General features: G+C 73.6%; 16 protein-coding genes. 6 read left to right on the top strand and 10 right to left on the bottom strand.

Going from position 1 to position 14,591, the window contains the following annotated elements; genetic code table 11:
- Positions 1 to 310: 310 nt before the first annotated feature.
- The 3 genes from AB0H75_RS13495 (at position 311) to AB0H75_RS13485 (ending at position 2,074) form a co-directional block, all read left to right on the top strand.
- Entirely contained in the window at positions 311 to 682 is a 372-nt protein-coding gene (locus AB0H75_RS13495) for an RNHCP domain-containing protein (protein ID WP_367795408.1), read from the top strand.
- 1 nt (position 683) lies between these two features.
- The gene (locus tag AB0H75_RS13490; protein WP_367795405.1) at positions 684 to 1,094 is read left to right on the top strand and encodes an RNHCP domain-containing protein; all 411 of its coding nucleotides are present in this window, start codon (positions 684 to 686) and stop codon (positions 1,092 to 1,094) included.
- Positions 1,095 to 1,198: 104 nt separating this feature from the next.
- A complete protein-coding gene (locus AB0H75_RS13485) occupies positions 1,199 to 2,074 on the top strand; it encodes an alpha/beta fold hydrolase (protein ID WP_367795402.1) in 876 nt (291 codons plus the stop codon).
- On the opposite strand, the gene AB0H75_RS13480 is transcribed toward AB0H75_RS13485, so the two are convergent.
- The 6 genes from AB0H75_RS13480 to AB0H75_RS13455 form a co-directional block, all read right to left on the bottom strand.
- Positions 2,040 to 2,921, bottom strand: a complete 882-nt coding sequence (locus AB0H75_RS13480) for a tetratricopeptide repeat protein (RefSeq protein ID WP_367795399.1) — start codon at positions 2,919 to 2,921, stop codon at positions 2,040 to 2,042. The genes AB0H75_RS13485 and AB0H75_RS13480 overlap by 35 nt on opposite strands.
- 19 nt (positions 2,922 to 2,940) lie before the next feature.
- Positions 2,941 to 4,374, bottom strand: coding sequence for an aldehyde dehydrogenase family protein (locus AB0H75_RS13475; protein WP_367795396.1), 1,434 nt, complete (start codon positions 4,372 to 4,374; stop codon positions 2,941 to 2,943).
- Between the two features lie 47 nt (positions 4,375 to 4,421).
- Positions 4,422 to 4,859 carry a hypothetical protein gene (locus AB0H75_RS13470; protein WP_367795393.1) on the bottom strand — a complete coding sequence of 146 codons (438 nt, stop codon included), beginning with the start codon at positions 4,857 to 4,859 and terminating at the stop codon, positions 4,422 to 4,424.
- Positions 4,860 to 4,999: 140 nt separating this feature from the next.
- Positions 5,000 to 6,310: a Dyp-type peroxidase gene (locus tag AB0H75_RS13465; protein WP_367795390.1), complete on the bottom strand. Its 1,311-nt coding sequence runs from the start codon at positions 6,308 to 6,310 to the stop codon at positions 5,000 to 5,002.
- Positions 6,303 to 6,881 carry a copper chaperone PCu(A)C gene (locus tag AB0H75_RS13460; RefSeq protein WP_367795387.1) on the bottom strand — a complete coding sequence of 193 codons (579 nt, stop codon included), beginning with the start codon at positions 6,879 to 6,881 and terminating at the stop codon, positions 6,303 to 6,305. Before AB0H75_RS13460 ends, AB0H75_RS13465 begins: the two co-directional genes overlap by 8 nt.
- Positions 6,882 to 7,039: 158 nt before the next feature.
- Positions 7,040 to 7,570: an MFS transporter gene (locus AB0H75_RS13455; protein WP_367795385.1), complete on the bottom strand. Its 531-nt coding sequence runs from the start codon at positions 7,568 to 7,570 to the stop codon at positions 7,040 to 7,042.
- 349 nt (positions 7,571 to 7,919) lie between these two features.
- On the opposite strand from AB0H75_RS13455, the gene pgeF reads away from it, so the two are divergent.
- Entirely contained in the window at positions 7,920 to 8,627 is a 708-nt protein-coding gene (pgeF, locus tag AB0H75_RS13450) for a peptidoglycan editing factor PgeF (RefSeq protein WP_367795382.1), read from the top strand.
- Between the two features lie 34 nt (positions 8,628 to 8,661).
- On the opposite strand, the gene AB0H75_RS13445 is transcribed toward pgeF, so the two are convergent.
- The 3 genes from AB0H75_RS13445 to AB0H75_RS13435 are packed head-to-tail and all read right to left on the bottom strand — an operon-like array spanning position 8,662 to position 10,945.
- Positions 8,662 to 9,003, bottom strand: a complete 342-nt coding sequence (locus AB0H75_RS13445) for a hypothetical protein (RefSeq protein WP_367795379.1) — start codon at positions 9,001 to 9,003, stop codon at positions 8,662 to 8,664.
- Positions 9,004 to 9,029: 26 nt separating this feature from the next.
- Positions 9,030 to 10,217, bottom strand: a complete 1,188-nt coding sequence (locus tag AB0H75_RS13440) for an ATP-dependent DNA ligase (protein ID WP_367795376.1) — start codon at positions 10,215 to 10,217, stop codon at positions 9,030 to 9,032.
- Positions 10,214 to 10,945, bottom strand: coding sequence for a pyrimidine reductase family protein (locus tag AB0H75_RS13435; protein WP_367795373.1), 732 nt, complete (start codon positions 10,943 to 10,945; stop codon positions 10,214 to 10,216). Before AB0H75_RS13435 ends, AB0H75_RS13440 begins: the two co-directional genes overlap by 4 nt.
- A 148-nt stretch (positions 10,946 to 11,093) precedes the next feature.
- On the opposite strand from AB0H75_RS13435, the gene AB0H75_RS13430 reads away from it, so the two are divergent.
- A complete protein-coding gene (locus tag AB0H75_RS13430; protein WP_367795370.1) occupies positions 11,094 to 11,849 on the top strand; it encodes a class I SAM-dependent methyltransferase in 756 nt (251 codons plus the stop codon).
- Positions 11,850 to 11,962: 113 nt separating this feature from the next.
- Positions 11,963 to 12,358 (top strand): hypothetical protein, encoded by a 396-nt coding sequence (locus tag AB0H75_RS13425; protein WP_367795367.1) that lies wholly within the window; start codon positions 11,963 to 11,965, stop codon positions 12,356 to 12,358.
- Positions 12,359 to 12,433: 75 nt separating this feature from the next.
- Here AB0H75_RS13425 and glgX read toward each other — a convergent pair whose 3' ends face one another.
- Entirely contained in the window at positions 12,434 to 14,587 is a 2,154-nt protein-coding gene (glgX, locus tag AB0H75_RS13420; protein WP_367795364.1) for a glycogen debranching protein GlgX, read from the bottom strand.
- Between the last annotated feature and the right edge of the window lie 4 nt (positions 14,588 to 14,591).

The raw sequence follows: 14,591 nt of genomic DNA, 5'->3' as shown, positions 1-14,591 counted from the left end.
GCGAAAAACCGTTGGCGGCCCGCGGCCCGCCCCCGCTACCCTCCGATCTGTCAGTGCCGGATGGAGGAAGAGCAGCCGGGCGGGCCGTCGTGCCGCCCACGGAGGGAGTGCGTTTATGACCGTCACCCTGCGGTGTGCGCCCCGACGTGCTGCCGGCGCCTTCCGCCTCTGACCCTCGCTCCCGACCGGCCGGAGGACGACCGCCCGCGGCACCGGCGTGCCCGCGCGCTCTCGCGCGGCGCTCGCCAGGCGCATCTTCGCCGCAGCCGCCGACGTTCATCGACCTTCTTCCGGCAAGGAGCCACCCGCGTTGTCCAGCAACGGCAAACCTCGTTCCACCGTCTCCACCACCGACACCTTCCCGTGCGTGCGCTGCGGCCTCACCGTGACCGCCACCGCGCCCGACGGCACGCGCCGCAACCACTGCCCGAGCTGCCTGCACTCGCTGCACGTGCTCGACCGGGTGGAGGGCGGCCCGTCCGAGTGCCGGTCGCGGATGATCCCGATCTCGATCGCGGTCCTCCGTACCGGTGACTGGATGATCATCCACCGCTGCACCCGCTGCGGCGAACTCACGTCCAACCCCATCTGCGGGGACGACAACCAGCTCATCCTCATGCGCATGGCGGTACGCCCGCTCGCGCAGCCGCCGTTCCCCCTTGAGGCGTTCGGTGATCTGTGACATGCCCAGGAGGAACCCTGGCCGTGGGCAACGGCCGCAACGGCGCAAGAGCCCGGTCCGGCACGGCGAGCGCGGGGACGCGTTCCGCTGCGTCGGCTGCCGGCTGGACGTGCCCATGTCCGCGCCCGGCACCGCGCACCGCAACCACTGCCCGCACTGCCTGACCAGCCTGCACGTCGATCACCGCGTACCGGGTGACCGGCGGGCGGGCTGCCGGGGCCGGATGGCGGCGCTGAGCGTCACCGTCCGGCCGGACGGGGAGTGGCTGATCATCCACCACTGCCAGTCGTGCGGCGGGCTCAGTGCCAACCGCATCGCGGGCGACGACAACGCGCGGGCCCTGCTCCGCGTCGCCTTCCGCCCGCTGTCCTTCGGCGGGCGCCTGCCGGCGACCGCCCTGCTCGCCCTCTGACAGCCCGCTCCCAAGGCTCTCCTCGCCGGTCCCGCCCCCCGCGGCCCGGCGAGGAGAGCGGGAGCAGACTAGCGCACTTGTTCGACAGTGGTTAGGCTCGCCGGATGCTGAGAGAGCTCGACATGCGGCTCGGCGACGGCCGCACCCTCCACGTCTACGACACCGCGGCCCCCGGCGGGCCTTCCGGCGCGCACCGGCTGACGATCCTCTGGCACCACGGCACGCCCAACATCGGCACGCCCCCGGCCCCGCTGCTCGCGGCCTCCGCCCGGCTCGGCATCCGCTGGATCTCCTACGACCGTCCCGGCTACGGCACCTCCACGCCCGCTCCCGGCCGCGACCTCGCCTCCGCCGCCGCCCTCGCCACCCAGGTGGCCGACGCCCTGGGCGTGGGCCGCTTCGCGGTGATGGGGCACTCCGGCGGCGGCGCGTACGCCCTGGCCTGCGCCGCCCTGCTGCCGGAGCGCGTCCTGGCGGCGGTGGACGTGTCCGGCCCGGCCCCGTACGGCGCCGAGGGCCTCGACTGGTTCGCCGGCATGTGCCCCTCGGGCCAGGCGTCCCTGCGTGCCGCGCTGGCGGGCCGGGCCGCGAAGCGGCGCCACGAGGCGGAGGCGGGCTACGACCCCGAGATGTTCACCCCGGCCGACCACCAGGCCCTCGGCGGCGAGTGGTCCTGGTTCGGCGAGGTCGTCGAGCCGGCCCTCGCCGCCGGCCCCGACGGCCCCGGCCCGGTCGACGACGACCTCTCCTACGTCGCCCCCTGGGGCTGCGACCCGTCCGGGATCGCCGTCCCTGTGCTGATCCTGCACGGCACCGAGGACCGCGTGATCCCCGCCGCGCACGGCGAGTGGCTGGCCCGCCACTGCCCGGGCGCCGAGCTGCGCCTGCTCCCCGGCGACGGTCACATCTCGGTGCTCCACGCCGCGCCCGGCGCGCTGGAGTGGCTCAGTCGCCGAACTCCAGGTGCAGCGCCTGCGTGAAGTCGGCCACCGCCTCCTCGTGGCGGTCCAGCTCCTGGAGGATCTCGCCCCGCACCCGGTACGCCCAGACGTACTCGGGGTCCAGCTCGATGGCCTGGTCCAGGTCGCGCAGGGCCGCCTCGTTGTCGCCCAGCTCGCTCAGCACCGCGCCCCTGCTGCCCAGCGCCCGGTCGTTGCCGGGGTCCAGCTCCAGGGCGCGGTTGAGGTCGGCCAGCGCCTCCTCGTAGCGGTCGATCATGCGCAGGGCCTCGCCGCGCCGGCTCAGGGCGCGTACGTGCGCGGGGTCGAGGGCCAGGGCCTTGGTGTAGTCGTCGATGGCCTCGGCGTACAGGTCGAGGCGCTGGTAGAGGTCGCCGCGGGCCACCCACGGGTACGGCTGCTCGCCGTTCAACGCGATGATCTTCGCGTGCTCGTCCAGGGCCTCGTCGAGGCGGTCGAGGTCCACCAGGGCGTCCGCCTTCGCCTCCAGGATCCACAACGAGTCGGGCGTGATGGTGAGGGCGTGCTCGAAGTCGGTCATGGCCTCTTCCATGCGGCCCATGGCCGCGTAGGTCTGGCCGCGCGAGCCGAGGGCGTAGGCGTTGTCGGGCTCCAGCTTCAGCGACTCGTCGAAGTCCGTCAGCGCGGCCTCGTACCGTTCGAGCACGCGGTGGCTCTCGCCGCGCAGGCGCCAGGCGCGGGCGCTGTCGGGCACCAGGGCGATCGCCTCGGTGAGATCCGCGATCGCCGCGTCGTGCCGCGACAGGGCGATGTACGATTCGGCACGGCTCCGCAGCACCGACGCCCGCGACCGGGCGGCCGCCTCCGACAGCCCGTGCTCCGCCCGATCCTTGATCCCCTCGCTCATGAGGCGGAACTCTATCCGACTAGATCTGGATAACGGCTGCCTTTTCCCGGGTGAACTCCAGGACCGAATCGTGGCCGTAGCCGCTGTCCTTGACGCCCCCGAACGGCAGCCCGGGCGGCATCTGCCGGAAGGTGTTCACCCACACCGTCCCGCTGCGCAGATCCCGGACGAACCGGTGCGCCCGCCCCAGGTCACGGGTCCACACGCCGGCCGCCAGCCCGTACGCCGAGTCGTTGGCGATCTCCAGTGCCTGCTCGTCGCTGTCGAACGGCAACGCCACCGCCACCGGCCCGAAGATCTCCTCCTGGCAGATCCGCAGCGCGTTGTCCTCCGTCGCGAACAACGTCGGCTCCACCCAGTAGCCCCCCGGCAGCCCCGGCACCACCTCCGCGCCACTGCGCCCGCCGAACACCAGCCGCGCGCCCTCCTTCTCCGCCAGCTCCAGGTAGGAGGTCACGCGCTCGAACTGCCCGGCCGACACGATGGGCCCCATCGTGGTCCGCAGGTCCTGGGGGTCGTCCAGCACCAGCCCGGCGCACACGTCCCTGATCCGGCCCAGCATCTCGTCCCAGATCGAGCGGTGCAGGAGGATGCGCGAGCCGGCCACGCACACCTGCCCGGCGTTGCCGGTGTAGATCGAGTTCACGGTGACGCCCAGGGTGGCGGCGTCCAGGTCGGCGTCAGGGAAGACGATGTTGGGGGACTTGCCGCCCAGCTCGAACGTCATCGGCTTCAGCGCGTCCGCCGAGGCCCGGGTGATCGCCCGGCCGGTCTCGGTGGAGCCGGTGAGGCTGATCTTGGCGACGTCGCGGTGGCGTACGAGGGCGTCGCCGGCCTCCTCGCCGAGGCCGCTGACGATGTTGAGCACGCCGGGCGGGAACACCCCGGCCAGCAGCTCGCCCAGCCGCAGCACCGACGCGCTCGCCTGCTCGGCGGGCTTGACCACGACGGTGTTGCCGGCCGCCAGCGCGTACGCGGCCTTGGCCGAGAAGGTGGAGATGGGGGAGTTCCACGGGATGATGCAGACCACCACCCCGTACGGCTCGCGCCGGGTCATGCCGAGCGTGTCCGGGCCCAGTACGACGGTGTCGCCGGTGACCGCGTCCAGGCACTGCCCGGCCGCGAGCTGCCACAGGAACGCCATGCCCGGCAGGTCCTTGCGCAGCGTGTCGCGCAGCACGCGGCCGTTGTCGCGGGTCTCCAGCCGGGCCAGCTCCTCGGCGTGCCGGCCGAACAGCTCCGAGACCTCGCGCAGGTGGCGGGCGCGGGCCGGGGCGGGCAGCGCGGCCCAGGCGGGGAACGCCGCGCGGGCGGCGGCCACGGCGGCCCCGGCCTCCTCGGGGCCACCGGCCGGGACGCGGGCCCACGCCTCGCCGGTGCTCGGGTCCACCGTCTCCATCGTGCGGGCCGCGGCGGTCAGCTCGCCGCCGATGAGGTTGCGAAAGTCAGGCACGTAACCAAGCATATGCTTGCTTGATGGCGGAGGCCAGGCGGCGCCGCTCAGTGATGGCTCCCCGGCCCGCTCCCCGGCCCGCCCTCGATCCGCCCGCCGAGCCGGGCGCGCAGCCCGTCCAGCAGGGCCGGGGTGGACACGACGGCCCACCGGTCACCGACGAGGTACGTCCCGCCGTACGGCTCCGCCTCGCCGAGCCAGGAGCTCTCCCCCCGCGAGGTGGCGAAGGTCATCACGGTGTACCGCCCGGCGGCCGAGCGGCAGGCCACCTCGTGCAGCTCGGCGGCGTCCACCTGCACCTCGGGATGCCGGCACGCGACGGCGGCCAGGATCCGGTCGAGCCCGGCCACCGGCAGGGGCCCGGCCCGGTGCCGGTGTCCGGCCGCCGCCGTCCCCGTGGAGGCCGGAGCGAGGATCGTGGACACCGCCAGGACCGCGCCCAGCAGGAGCAGGCCGGACGCCACGAAGGACCGCAGACGCTTCATCTCACGCAACTTTCTGGACCCCGGCGGGTGCCGATCGTGCCCAGGTACGCGGCGCGGCCCCGCCCGGTTCAACCCCATCGGCACCCGGCATGGCCGGTACGGGAGAGCCGGCCGCGCCCTCCCGTACCGGGGTGCCCCGATCAGGCCAGCAGGGTCTGGCCGATCCAGCCGTCCGGGCCGCAGCCCGGCGGGACGGCGAAGACGGCCGAGCCGATCGGCGTGGTCCACTCGTTGAGCAGGTCCGCCTCGGCCAGCCGCCGCTGGATCGGGACGAACTGGCGGGCGACGTCGGCCTGGTAGGAGGCGAACAGCAGCCCCGCGTCGGCGGTGCCGTCGGCCGCCACGCCCTCGTCGTAGTTGTAGACCCGGCGCAGGATGCGCAGCGCCGGGTCGGCGACGTGGGCGCGGCGGATGTGGGCGAACTCGGAGATGACCGGGAAGCCCGCCGGGGTGAGCCGGTCGAGGTCCGGGGCGTCCCGCTCGTACCGGCCGGTCAGCGGAGCGCCGTCGGACAGGCGGCGGCCCACGGTGAACTCCTTGGCCACGGTGTCGGCGGCGTCCCAGGTCTCCAGCTCGGCCCGGATGCGCCGCAGGACCAGGGTGGTGCCGCCGCGCAGCGGGCCGTCCGCGATCCACACCGCGCGGTCGAAGTCCGCCGTGCCGGGGACCGGGTTGACGGTGCCGTCGAGCTGGCCCATGACGTTGCGCTGGGTCATGCCGCCGGGCTGGCTGTGGGCGGCGCGGCGGAACCCGCGCTGCGTCCAGCGCACCCTGCCGAACGCGCGGGCGTCCTTGACGATCATGCGCAGCGTGTGGGTGACGGTGAGCGGGTCGTCGGAGCAGATCTGCACCAGCAGGTCGCCGCCGCTCCAGCGGGGCTGCAGCCGGTCGATCGCGAACGCGGGCAGCGCGGCCACGGACCCCGGGCGGTGCTCCGCCACGCCGGCGGCGTCGAAGAACCGCGGCCCGAAGCCGAAGGTCACGCTCAGCCGGGCGGGCAGCGCCGCCAGCTCCGGCTCGGTGTCGGCCAGCGCGGGCCGCCCCTGGGTGAGGCGGCGGGCGTCGTCGGTCAGCAGCCGCATCATCCGCGCCAGCGCCTCCCGATCGACGCCCTTGCGCAGGTCGAAGGCGACGAAGACGGCGTGGGCCTGCGGTGGCGTGGCCACCCCCGCCTGGTGCGGCCCGTGGAAGGGCTCCACCGCGCCGCCCGCGGGGCCGCTCGTGCCACCGCTCGCGGGTCCGGCGCCGGCCGGGCCGCCGGTCGCCGCGGCCCCGGGCGGTGAGCCGGTCGCTGCGGCCCCGGGCGGGGAGCTGGTCGCCGCGGCCCCGGCCGGGGCGCCGCCGGTCACCGTGGCGGCGGCGGCCAGCGCGCCTCCGCTCAGCAACCCGCGCCGGGTCAGCCAGGCCGGGCTCTCGGCGCCCTGCCCGGCGGGCCGCCGCCGCTCAGCCATTCCCGCCGCCCATGTGCATGCCCGAGCCCGGCTGGTAGTCCTCCTTGGCCCCGGCGAAGTCCTTGCCGAGGGCGGTGAAGCTGAAGGTGCCGCCGTCCTTGAGCGTGAGGGTGAAGCGCACCTCCGCGCCCGGCCGTACCTGCTCGACGATGTTCATCAGCATGATGTGGTCACCGCCGGGCTTGAGCTCGTGGGAACCGTGCGCGGGGATGACGAAACCGCCCTTCTTGGGCCGCATGACCATCTTCCCGTCCGACTCCACCACCTCGTGCAGCTCCACCTCGGGCGACAGCGGCGTGGTGCCCGAGACCACGACGATGTCGGAGCCGGTGTTGTTGACCAGGGTGCCGAAGGCGGCGCTCATGCCCTTCTCGGCGGTCTTGACCCAGGGGTCGGTGATGGCGAGCGCCGGCCCGGCCGGCGCGGTCGCGGGAGCGGTGGTGGCGGCGGCAGGGGCGGCGGCCGGCGCCGCCTGCCGCGGGGAGCCGCAGGCGGTCAGGACGGCGGCGGCGGCGACGAGGCCGAGGCCGGTGACGCGGATCGCGGTGGCCTTACTGGTACGCGAGAACATGACAAAGCCCTTCATCCGGCTCAAGCCGGCACGGTTCGCTGTGGAACGGCTCGGCGGTCGCCACCGAGGGCGCGCACGCCGAGGACACCCCCGTCCGGGGGCGTGAGAACGACAGAAGAGGTCGGAAAGGGCCCGCCGGGCCGTGGACGACGGCAGGATCAGGCGGGCACGAGCACGGCGCGGCGAAGGGGAGGACCGCGCCGGCCCATCTCATGACCGAGCAGGGCCGGGCGCAGGATCACCGGCCGCCGGGACGCCGGAACGGCCAGGACCTGCCGGGCGACCGGCACGACGGCCGCCACTACCGCGACGAACAACCGGACGGCCAGCCGGCGCAGCACCGCCCAGACGGCCGCCTCGCAACGGGCCAGCCACACCGCCGTCAGCACGACCGCCCAGGCGTGCGTGGTCAGCATGCCGAGACCCGGCACCAGCCCGGAGCCGGCGTGCGCGTGCCCGCCGGCCACCGCCGCCTCGACGGCGTGCGCCGAGGAGAACAGCAGGTGCAACGCGACCTGCGTGGCGGCCAGCGCCGTCACGATGACCGGTAACGAGCGCTCCCGCCCCGCCAGCAGGTACGCCGGCACGAACGCCACGCCCCACGCCGGCAGCAGCCAGGCCATCGACACCGACCCGCCCGGCAGCAGGTGGGCCGCCAGGCCGAGCAACACCGAGACCGCCGCGAACACCCCGGCCCGCGCCCCGCGCAGCGGAACCCCGGCCCCCTCGGCGAGCGCTCCCGGGGCGCCTCCACGAGACCCAGCGACCGGAACGCCGTTCGCAACGGCAGCCGGAGCGGCAGCCGGAGCAACGGCCGCAGTGGCAGCCGGGACAGCGGTCGCAGCGGCAGCCGGGACAGCGGTCGCAGCGGCGGTCGCAGCGGCGGTCGCAGCGGTGGCCGGGGCGGCTGCGGGTATGGCGGGCATGGCACGATCATCATCGCACGCCCCACCCTCGCTGTCGCCGAAAGGGGGCAAACCCCATCCGACCCACCACCGCGCCACCACCCGCCCCCCGCCGGGGCTCTAGGATCTAGACATGCAGCTGGCCCCCGGAGTGCGCGTCGCCGTCACCGACCGGCACGGGGGCGTCAGCGCCCCGCCCTACGGCTCGCGCAACCTCGGCGGCATGGTCGGCGACGACCCGGCGGCCGTGCGCGCCAACCGCGCGGGCGTCGTGGCCGAGCTGGGCGTGCGGGCCGTGGTCTACATGCGGCAGGTCCACGGCACCGACATCGCGTACGTGAGCGAGCCCTTCGGCGACGACCCGCCGCCGCTGGACGGCGTGTTCACCACCGAGCCCCGGCTGGCGCTGGCCTCGCTCGGCGCCGACTGCCCGGCGGTGCTGGTGGCCGATCCGGTGGCGCGCATGGTGGGGGCCGCCCACTCCGGCCGTCCCGGCACCGAGGCGGGCATCGCCACGGCCCTGGTGGAGGCCATGACGGCCAAGGGCGCCGAGCCGGGCCGGATGGTCGCGCTGGTCGGCCCCGGCGCGTGCGGCCGCTGCTACGAGGTGCCCGCCGAGCTGCGCGAGCGCGTCGCCGCGCGGATGCCGCAGACCTGGTCGGAGACGTCGTGGCGGACGCCGGCGCTCGACCTGCGGGCCGGCATCGAGGCCCAGCTCAGGGCGGCGGGCCTGACGGAGGTGCGGCACGACGCGCGCTGCACGATCGAGTCGGGGGAGCTCTACTCCCACCGCCGCGAGCAGCCGGGCGGCCGCTTCGCCGGCCTCATCTGGCTGGAGTGACGGCACCCGCCACCGGCGGCTGGCGGCCCGGCGGTCAGCCCTTCCCCCGGTTGCCGTTGAAGACCACGTTGACGATGATGATCCCGACCCACACGGGCACGATGAAGCTCATCGGCGTGTCGCCCGAGAACATCACGGCCAGCGTCATGATCGTGCCCAGGCAGAGGGAGACGATCGCCAGGGCGAGCCGCTGCCCGTCGCCCGCCCCCTGCCGGGCCGCGGCCCGCGGCGCGACCTGGGCCAGCCGCTCGTCCACCCGCCGGTCGACCTCCTGGCCCATCTTGTCGAGGAACGACTCCACGATGGCGTCCTCGAAGTCGGGCCCGAGGTCGCGGCGGGCGGACATGGCGGCCTTTAACTCATCGCCGGTGCTCATGCACCGAGCCTAGACAGGGCACCGGCTCAGCGCGCAAGGATGTCGTCGAGGTCGTAACTGACGGGCCGTTCGAGCTGCTCGTACGTGCACGACTGCGGCGTGCGGTCGGGCCGCCACCGCCGGAACTGCGCCGTGTGCCGGAACCGGTCGCCCTCCATCTGGTCGTAGGCGACCTCCATCACCCGCTCGGGCCGCAGCGGGATGAACGACAGGTCCTTCTTGGCGTTCCACCGCGACACCGCGCCCGGCACCCGCTGCCCGCCCCGCGACGGCCCGGGCGCCGGCTGGCCGATGCCGGCCTGCGCGGCCTCGGCCCAGTGCCCCCACGGGTGCTCGCTCAGCTCGGCGACGAGCGGACGCAGCTCCTCCACCAGCTCGGCCCGGCGCGCCATCGGGAACGACGCCGCCACCCCGACGTGGTGCAGCCTGCCGTCGTCGCCGTAGAGGCCGAGCAGCAGCGAGCCGACGACCGGCCCCGACTTGTGCTCGCGGTAGCCGCACACCACGACGTCGGCCGTGCGCTCGTGCTTGACCTTGAACATCGTGCGCTTGTCCGGCGCGTACGGCTGGTCGCCGGGCTTGACGATGATGCCGTCGAGCCCCGCGCCCTCGAACGTCTCGAACCACTGGCGGGCCCGCGCCTCGTCGGTGGTCACCGGGGTCAGCCGGATCGAGCCGCCCTTCTCAGGGAACAGCTCCACCAGCCGCGCCCGGCGCTCGGCGAACGGCGCCTCCATCAGCGACTCCTCGCCGACGGCCAGCAGGTCGAAGGCGACGAACTGGGCGGGCGTCTGCTCCGACAGCAGCTTCACCCGCGACGCGGCCGGATGGATGCGCTGCTGCAGCGCGTCGAAGTCGAGCTGCGTACCCCGGGGCAGCACGATCTCGCCGTCGATCACCACCTTGTCGGGCAGCTCGGCCCTGGCCGCCTCGACCAGCTCGGGGAAGTAGCGGGTGAACGGCCGCTCGTTGCGGCTGCCGAGGTAGACCTCGTCGCCGTCGCGGAAGATGATGCAGCGGAAGCCGTCCCACTTCGGCTCGTAGAACAGGCCGCCGTCCTGCGCGGGCATGGCCTTGACCGGCTTGGCCAGCATCGGCGGCACGGGCGGGCGCACCACCAGGCCGGGCACCGGCTCCGGCGCGGGCCCCGGCGCGGGTTCCTCGGCCGGCTTCGCCGATCGCGTCGGCCTCGACGGCTTGGTCGGCTCGGTCATGCGTCGGGCTCCTTCTCCTTGGCGTACTTGCAGAACAGGACTCCCTCTTCCTCCAGCACCTGGACGAGGGAGAGGCCGACCCGCGCGAGCTCGCCGTTCTGGATGCGGGCCGCGCCGCCGCCGACCAGCAGCGGGCTGATCGTCAGGCACAGCTCGTCGACCAGGCCGCCGGCCGAGAGCTGGGCGTTGATCCGGGGGCCGCCCTCGCACAGGATGCGGGTCAGGCCGCGCTCGTGCAGCCGTGCCACGCCCTCGCGCAGATCGACGCTCTCCTCGCCGGCCACGATGAGGTCGCACCGCCCGGCCAGCGCCGCCCGCCGCTCGCGCGGGGCGGCCTCGCAGGTGATGACGATGGTCGGGCTGATGGTGGCCTCGGTGAACAGCGCGTGCCCGGGGTCGAGGTCGAGGCTGCGGGAGACGACCGCGATCGGCGGCACGGCGGGGCGGCCCGCGCGGAGCCCCGCCCACGACTCGCGCGGCTCGATGGGGCCGTAGCCCTCCTTGCGCACGGTCTCCGCGCCCGCCAGCACCACGTCGGACAGGCCGCGCAGGATCTGGAAGATGCGCTTGTCGCCGCTGCTCGACAGCCCGCCCGAGCGCCCGTCGAGCCAGGCCGCGCCGTCGGCGCTGGCCACCATGTTGAGCCGCAGCCACGGCCGGTGCTCGGGGTAGGCGTACGCCTGGGGGATGTCTGGATTGTCACCGATGTCGGGGTAGATGCGCCGCACTCCTCTACCTTGGCACACGCCACCGACAACCCTCCGGCACGTCCCGTCCGTCCCTGGCTTCCCGGGCGTGGGAGCGCTCGAAGCGCTCAGTCACGGCGAACGGGCCATATGTCTGTGCCGCCGAGCCTGCTGGTCCACAATGGCCCGCATGCCCGCCATACCCGAGGATCACGGTGAGACTGCCCATCCGTCCCGGTTCAACGACTACGACACCATCGCCGAGGGGTACACGGCCGAGAACGAGACCGGCCTCCTGAACGCGTACTACGAGCGTCCCGCGATGCTGGAACTCGCCGGCGACGTGACCGGCCGGCGCATCCTCGACGCCGGTTGCGGCTCGGGCCCCCTGTTCGCCGAGCTGCGCGATCGGGGCGCCGTCGTCACCGGCATCGACGCGAGCGCCGGGATGCTGGAGATGGCCCGACGGCGGCTGGGCGCCGACGCGGACCTGCGGGCCGCCGACCTGGCCGGCCCGCTGCCCTTCCCCGATGACACCTTCGACGACGTCATCGCGTCGCTGGTGCTGCACTACCTGGAGGATTGGGGGCCGGCACTGGCCGAGCTGCGACGCGTGCTGAGACCTGGCGGCCGGCTCCTCGTCTCGGTCGACCATCCCTTCTCCGTCACCCTCTGGCAGCACCTGGCCGGGGAGAAGCCCAGGTACTTCGGAACCCGGGCCCGGACCGACGAATGGACCATGGGCGGGCGGACCACCCGGATGCGCTTCTGGGACCGGCCGCTGCACGCGATGACCGATGCCTTCACCGAGGCCGGCTTTCGCATCAGCGTCATCAGCGAACCGCCGTTCGTGCCGGAAGCCCGCGAACTGTTCCCCGAGGAGTTCCGCGGGATCACCGGGGCGAGGTTCCTGAGCTTCCTGTTCTTCGTTCTGGAAGCCGGCTGACGGCGCCTGGCGTGGCCGGCGATCGTTGACAACCGCACTTCCCGGTATCAACGACATAAGGGGGGTTCTCTACTTAACGTGACGAGAGGCATGGAACGGACAGGGGAGGGCCCGTGGGGCTGGTCACCGCCGCGACGGGAACGGTCGCCGCTGCCGCAGGGGCATATCTCCTCCACTTCTGGGTCGCGCGCGGCGGCGTGCGCCGCGCCAAGGTCACGCCCTTTCCCCTGGCACTGATCCTGTCCCATCCCGCGCTGGCGGTGTCGGCGCTGGCCTGCTGGGCGGCCGCGCTGGTCACCGGCGTACGGGCGCTGGCCTGGCTGGCCACCGCCGGGCTGGCGGCCACGGCGCTGCTGGGGTTCGTGATGTTCACGCGGTGGCTCGGCACCGGACGGCACGGCGACGGAGCCGGCGGGCTGCCCCTGCTGGCGGTGACGCTGCACGGGGCGGCCGGGGTGGCCACGTTCGCGCTGGTGTTCCTCGCCGCCAGCGCCGCCCGCGCCTTCTGAGCCACGAGCCGCCCCGCGCCGCCGGCCGCCCCGCGCCGGCGGGCCTGGGCGTGCCGGTTCAGGGGTTCCGCCGGTTCAGGGGTTCCGCCGGCCGTTCTGGGCCGCCGGGGCCGGGGTGCGGGGGCGGCGGAGCACCTGCAGCGAGCGGCTGGTCACCGCGACCACGTCACCCGGCCGGTAGCGCTCCGTGGGGAAGCCCTCGCCGGCCACCTCGTGGGTGGTGTCGAGCACCGGCAGCCACACCTCGCCGCACTCCCTGCCCGGCAGCGTGAACGACATGTCCTCGTGGTGGGCGTTGATCAGCAGCAGGAACGAGTCGTCGGCGATGCGCTCGCCCCGCGGCCCCGGCTCGGTGATCGCCTCGCCGTTGAGGTAGACCATGAGCGACTTGGCGTAGCCGATGTGCCAGTCGCCGGCCGTCATCTCCGTGCCGCCCGGCGTGAGCCACACCAGGTCGCGGTCGCCGTTGTCGGGGTGCCGGCCGCGGAAGAAGCGGCGGCGCTGGAAGACCGGGTGCTCGCGGCGCAGCTTCGACAGCGCCCGCACGTACCCCAGCAGCTCGGACTCGGTGTGCAGCGTCGACCAGTCGACCCAGGCCAGCTCGTTGTCCTGGCAGTAGGCGTTGTTGTTGCCGCGCTGGGTGCGGCCGATCTCGTCGCCGTGGGACAACATCGGCACGCCCTGCGACAGGAACAGCGTGGCCAGGAAGTTGCGGCGCTGGCGCCGGCGCAGCGTCACGATGTCGAGGTCCTCGACCGGGCCCTCCGCGCCGCAGTTCCAGGAGCGGTTGTCGTTGGTGCCGTCGCGGTTGTCCTCGCAGTTGGCCTCGTTGTGCTTGTGGTCGTACGACACCAGGTCGGTCAGCGTGAACCCGTCGTGGCAGGTCACGAAGTTGATCGAGGCGACCGGGCGGCGGCCGGAGGACTCGTAGAGGTCGGCCGAGCCGGTCAGCCGGGAGGCGAACTCGGGCAGCGCCGAGTGCGTGCCCCGCCAGAAGTCGCGGACGATGTCGCGGTACTTGCCGTTCCACTCCGTCCACAGCGGCGGGAAGTTGCCCACCTGGTAGCCGCCGGGGCCGACGTCCCACGGCTCGGCGATCAGCTTGACCTGCGAGATCACCGGGTCCTGCTGGATGAGGTCGAAGAAGGCGCTCAGCCGGTCGACGTCGTGCAGCTCCCGGGCCAGCGCCGAGGCCAGGTCGAAGCGGAACCCGTCGACGTGCATGTCGAGCACCCAGTAGCGCAGGGAGTCCATGATGAGCTGCAGCGCGTGCGGGGAGCGCACGTTGAGGGAGTTGCCGCACCCGGTGTAGTCGAGGTAGTAGCGGCGGTCGCCGTCGTGCAGCCGGTAGTAGGCGGTGTTGTCGATGCCGCGGAAGCCCAGCGTCGGGCCCATGTGGTCGCCCTCGGCGGTGTGGTTGTAGACCACGTCGAGGATGACCTCGATGCCCGCCTCGTGCAGCGCCCGCACCATGCCCTTGAACTCCGGCACCTGCTGCCCCCTGGTGCCCGCGCTGGAGTAGCCGCCGTGCGGGGCGAGGTAGGCGATGGTGTTGTAGCCCCAGTAGTTGGTCAGCCCGCGCGCCACCAGGAAGTGCTCGGGGACGAAGTGGTGCACCGGCATCAGCTCGACCGCCGTCACGCCCAGCGACAGCAGGTGCTCGATGATCGCCGGATGGCCCATGGCCGCGTACGTGCCCCGCAGGTCGCGCGGCACGGCGGGATGGCGCATGGTGAGCCCGCGCACGTGGGCCTCGTAGATCACCGTCTGGTGGTACGGGATGCGCGGCGGCCGGTCGTTGCCCCACTCGAAGAACGGGTTGATGACCACGTTCTTCGGCATGTAGGGCGCGCTGTCCTCGGCGTTGCGCCGCCCCGGGTCGGTGAAGTAATAGGGGAACAGCGCCTGGTTCCAGGTCAGCTCGCCGTCGATCGCCTTGGCGTACGGGTCGAGCAGCAGCTTGCTCGGGTTGCACCGGTGCCCGTGCTGGGGCGCGTACGGGCCGTGGACGCGGTAACCGTAGCGCTGCCCCGGCTGGATGCCCGGCAGGTAGCCATGCCAGACGAACCCGTCGACCTCGGGTAGCTCCAGGCGTTCCTCGGAGCCGTCATCGTGAAAAAGGCACAGCTCGACCCGCTCGGCGACCTCTGAGAACACCGCGAAGCTGGTGCCAACGCCGTCCCAGGTCGCGCCGAGTGGATAGGGCTGCCCCGGCCAGACCTCGCGCATGTGG

Origin of the sequence: Nonomuraea sp. NPDC050783 (assembly GCF_040802095.1) — a bacterium.
Taxonomy (GTDB): Bacteria; Actinomycetota; Actinomycetes; order Streptosporangiales; family Streptosporangiaceae; genus Nonomuraea.
Note: the sequence above shows the minus strand (reverse complement) of the source record. Positions and strands in the feature narration are given on the sequence as shown.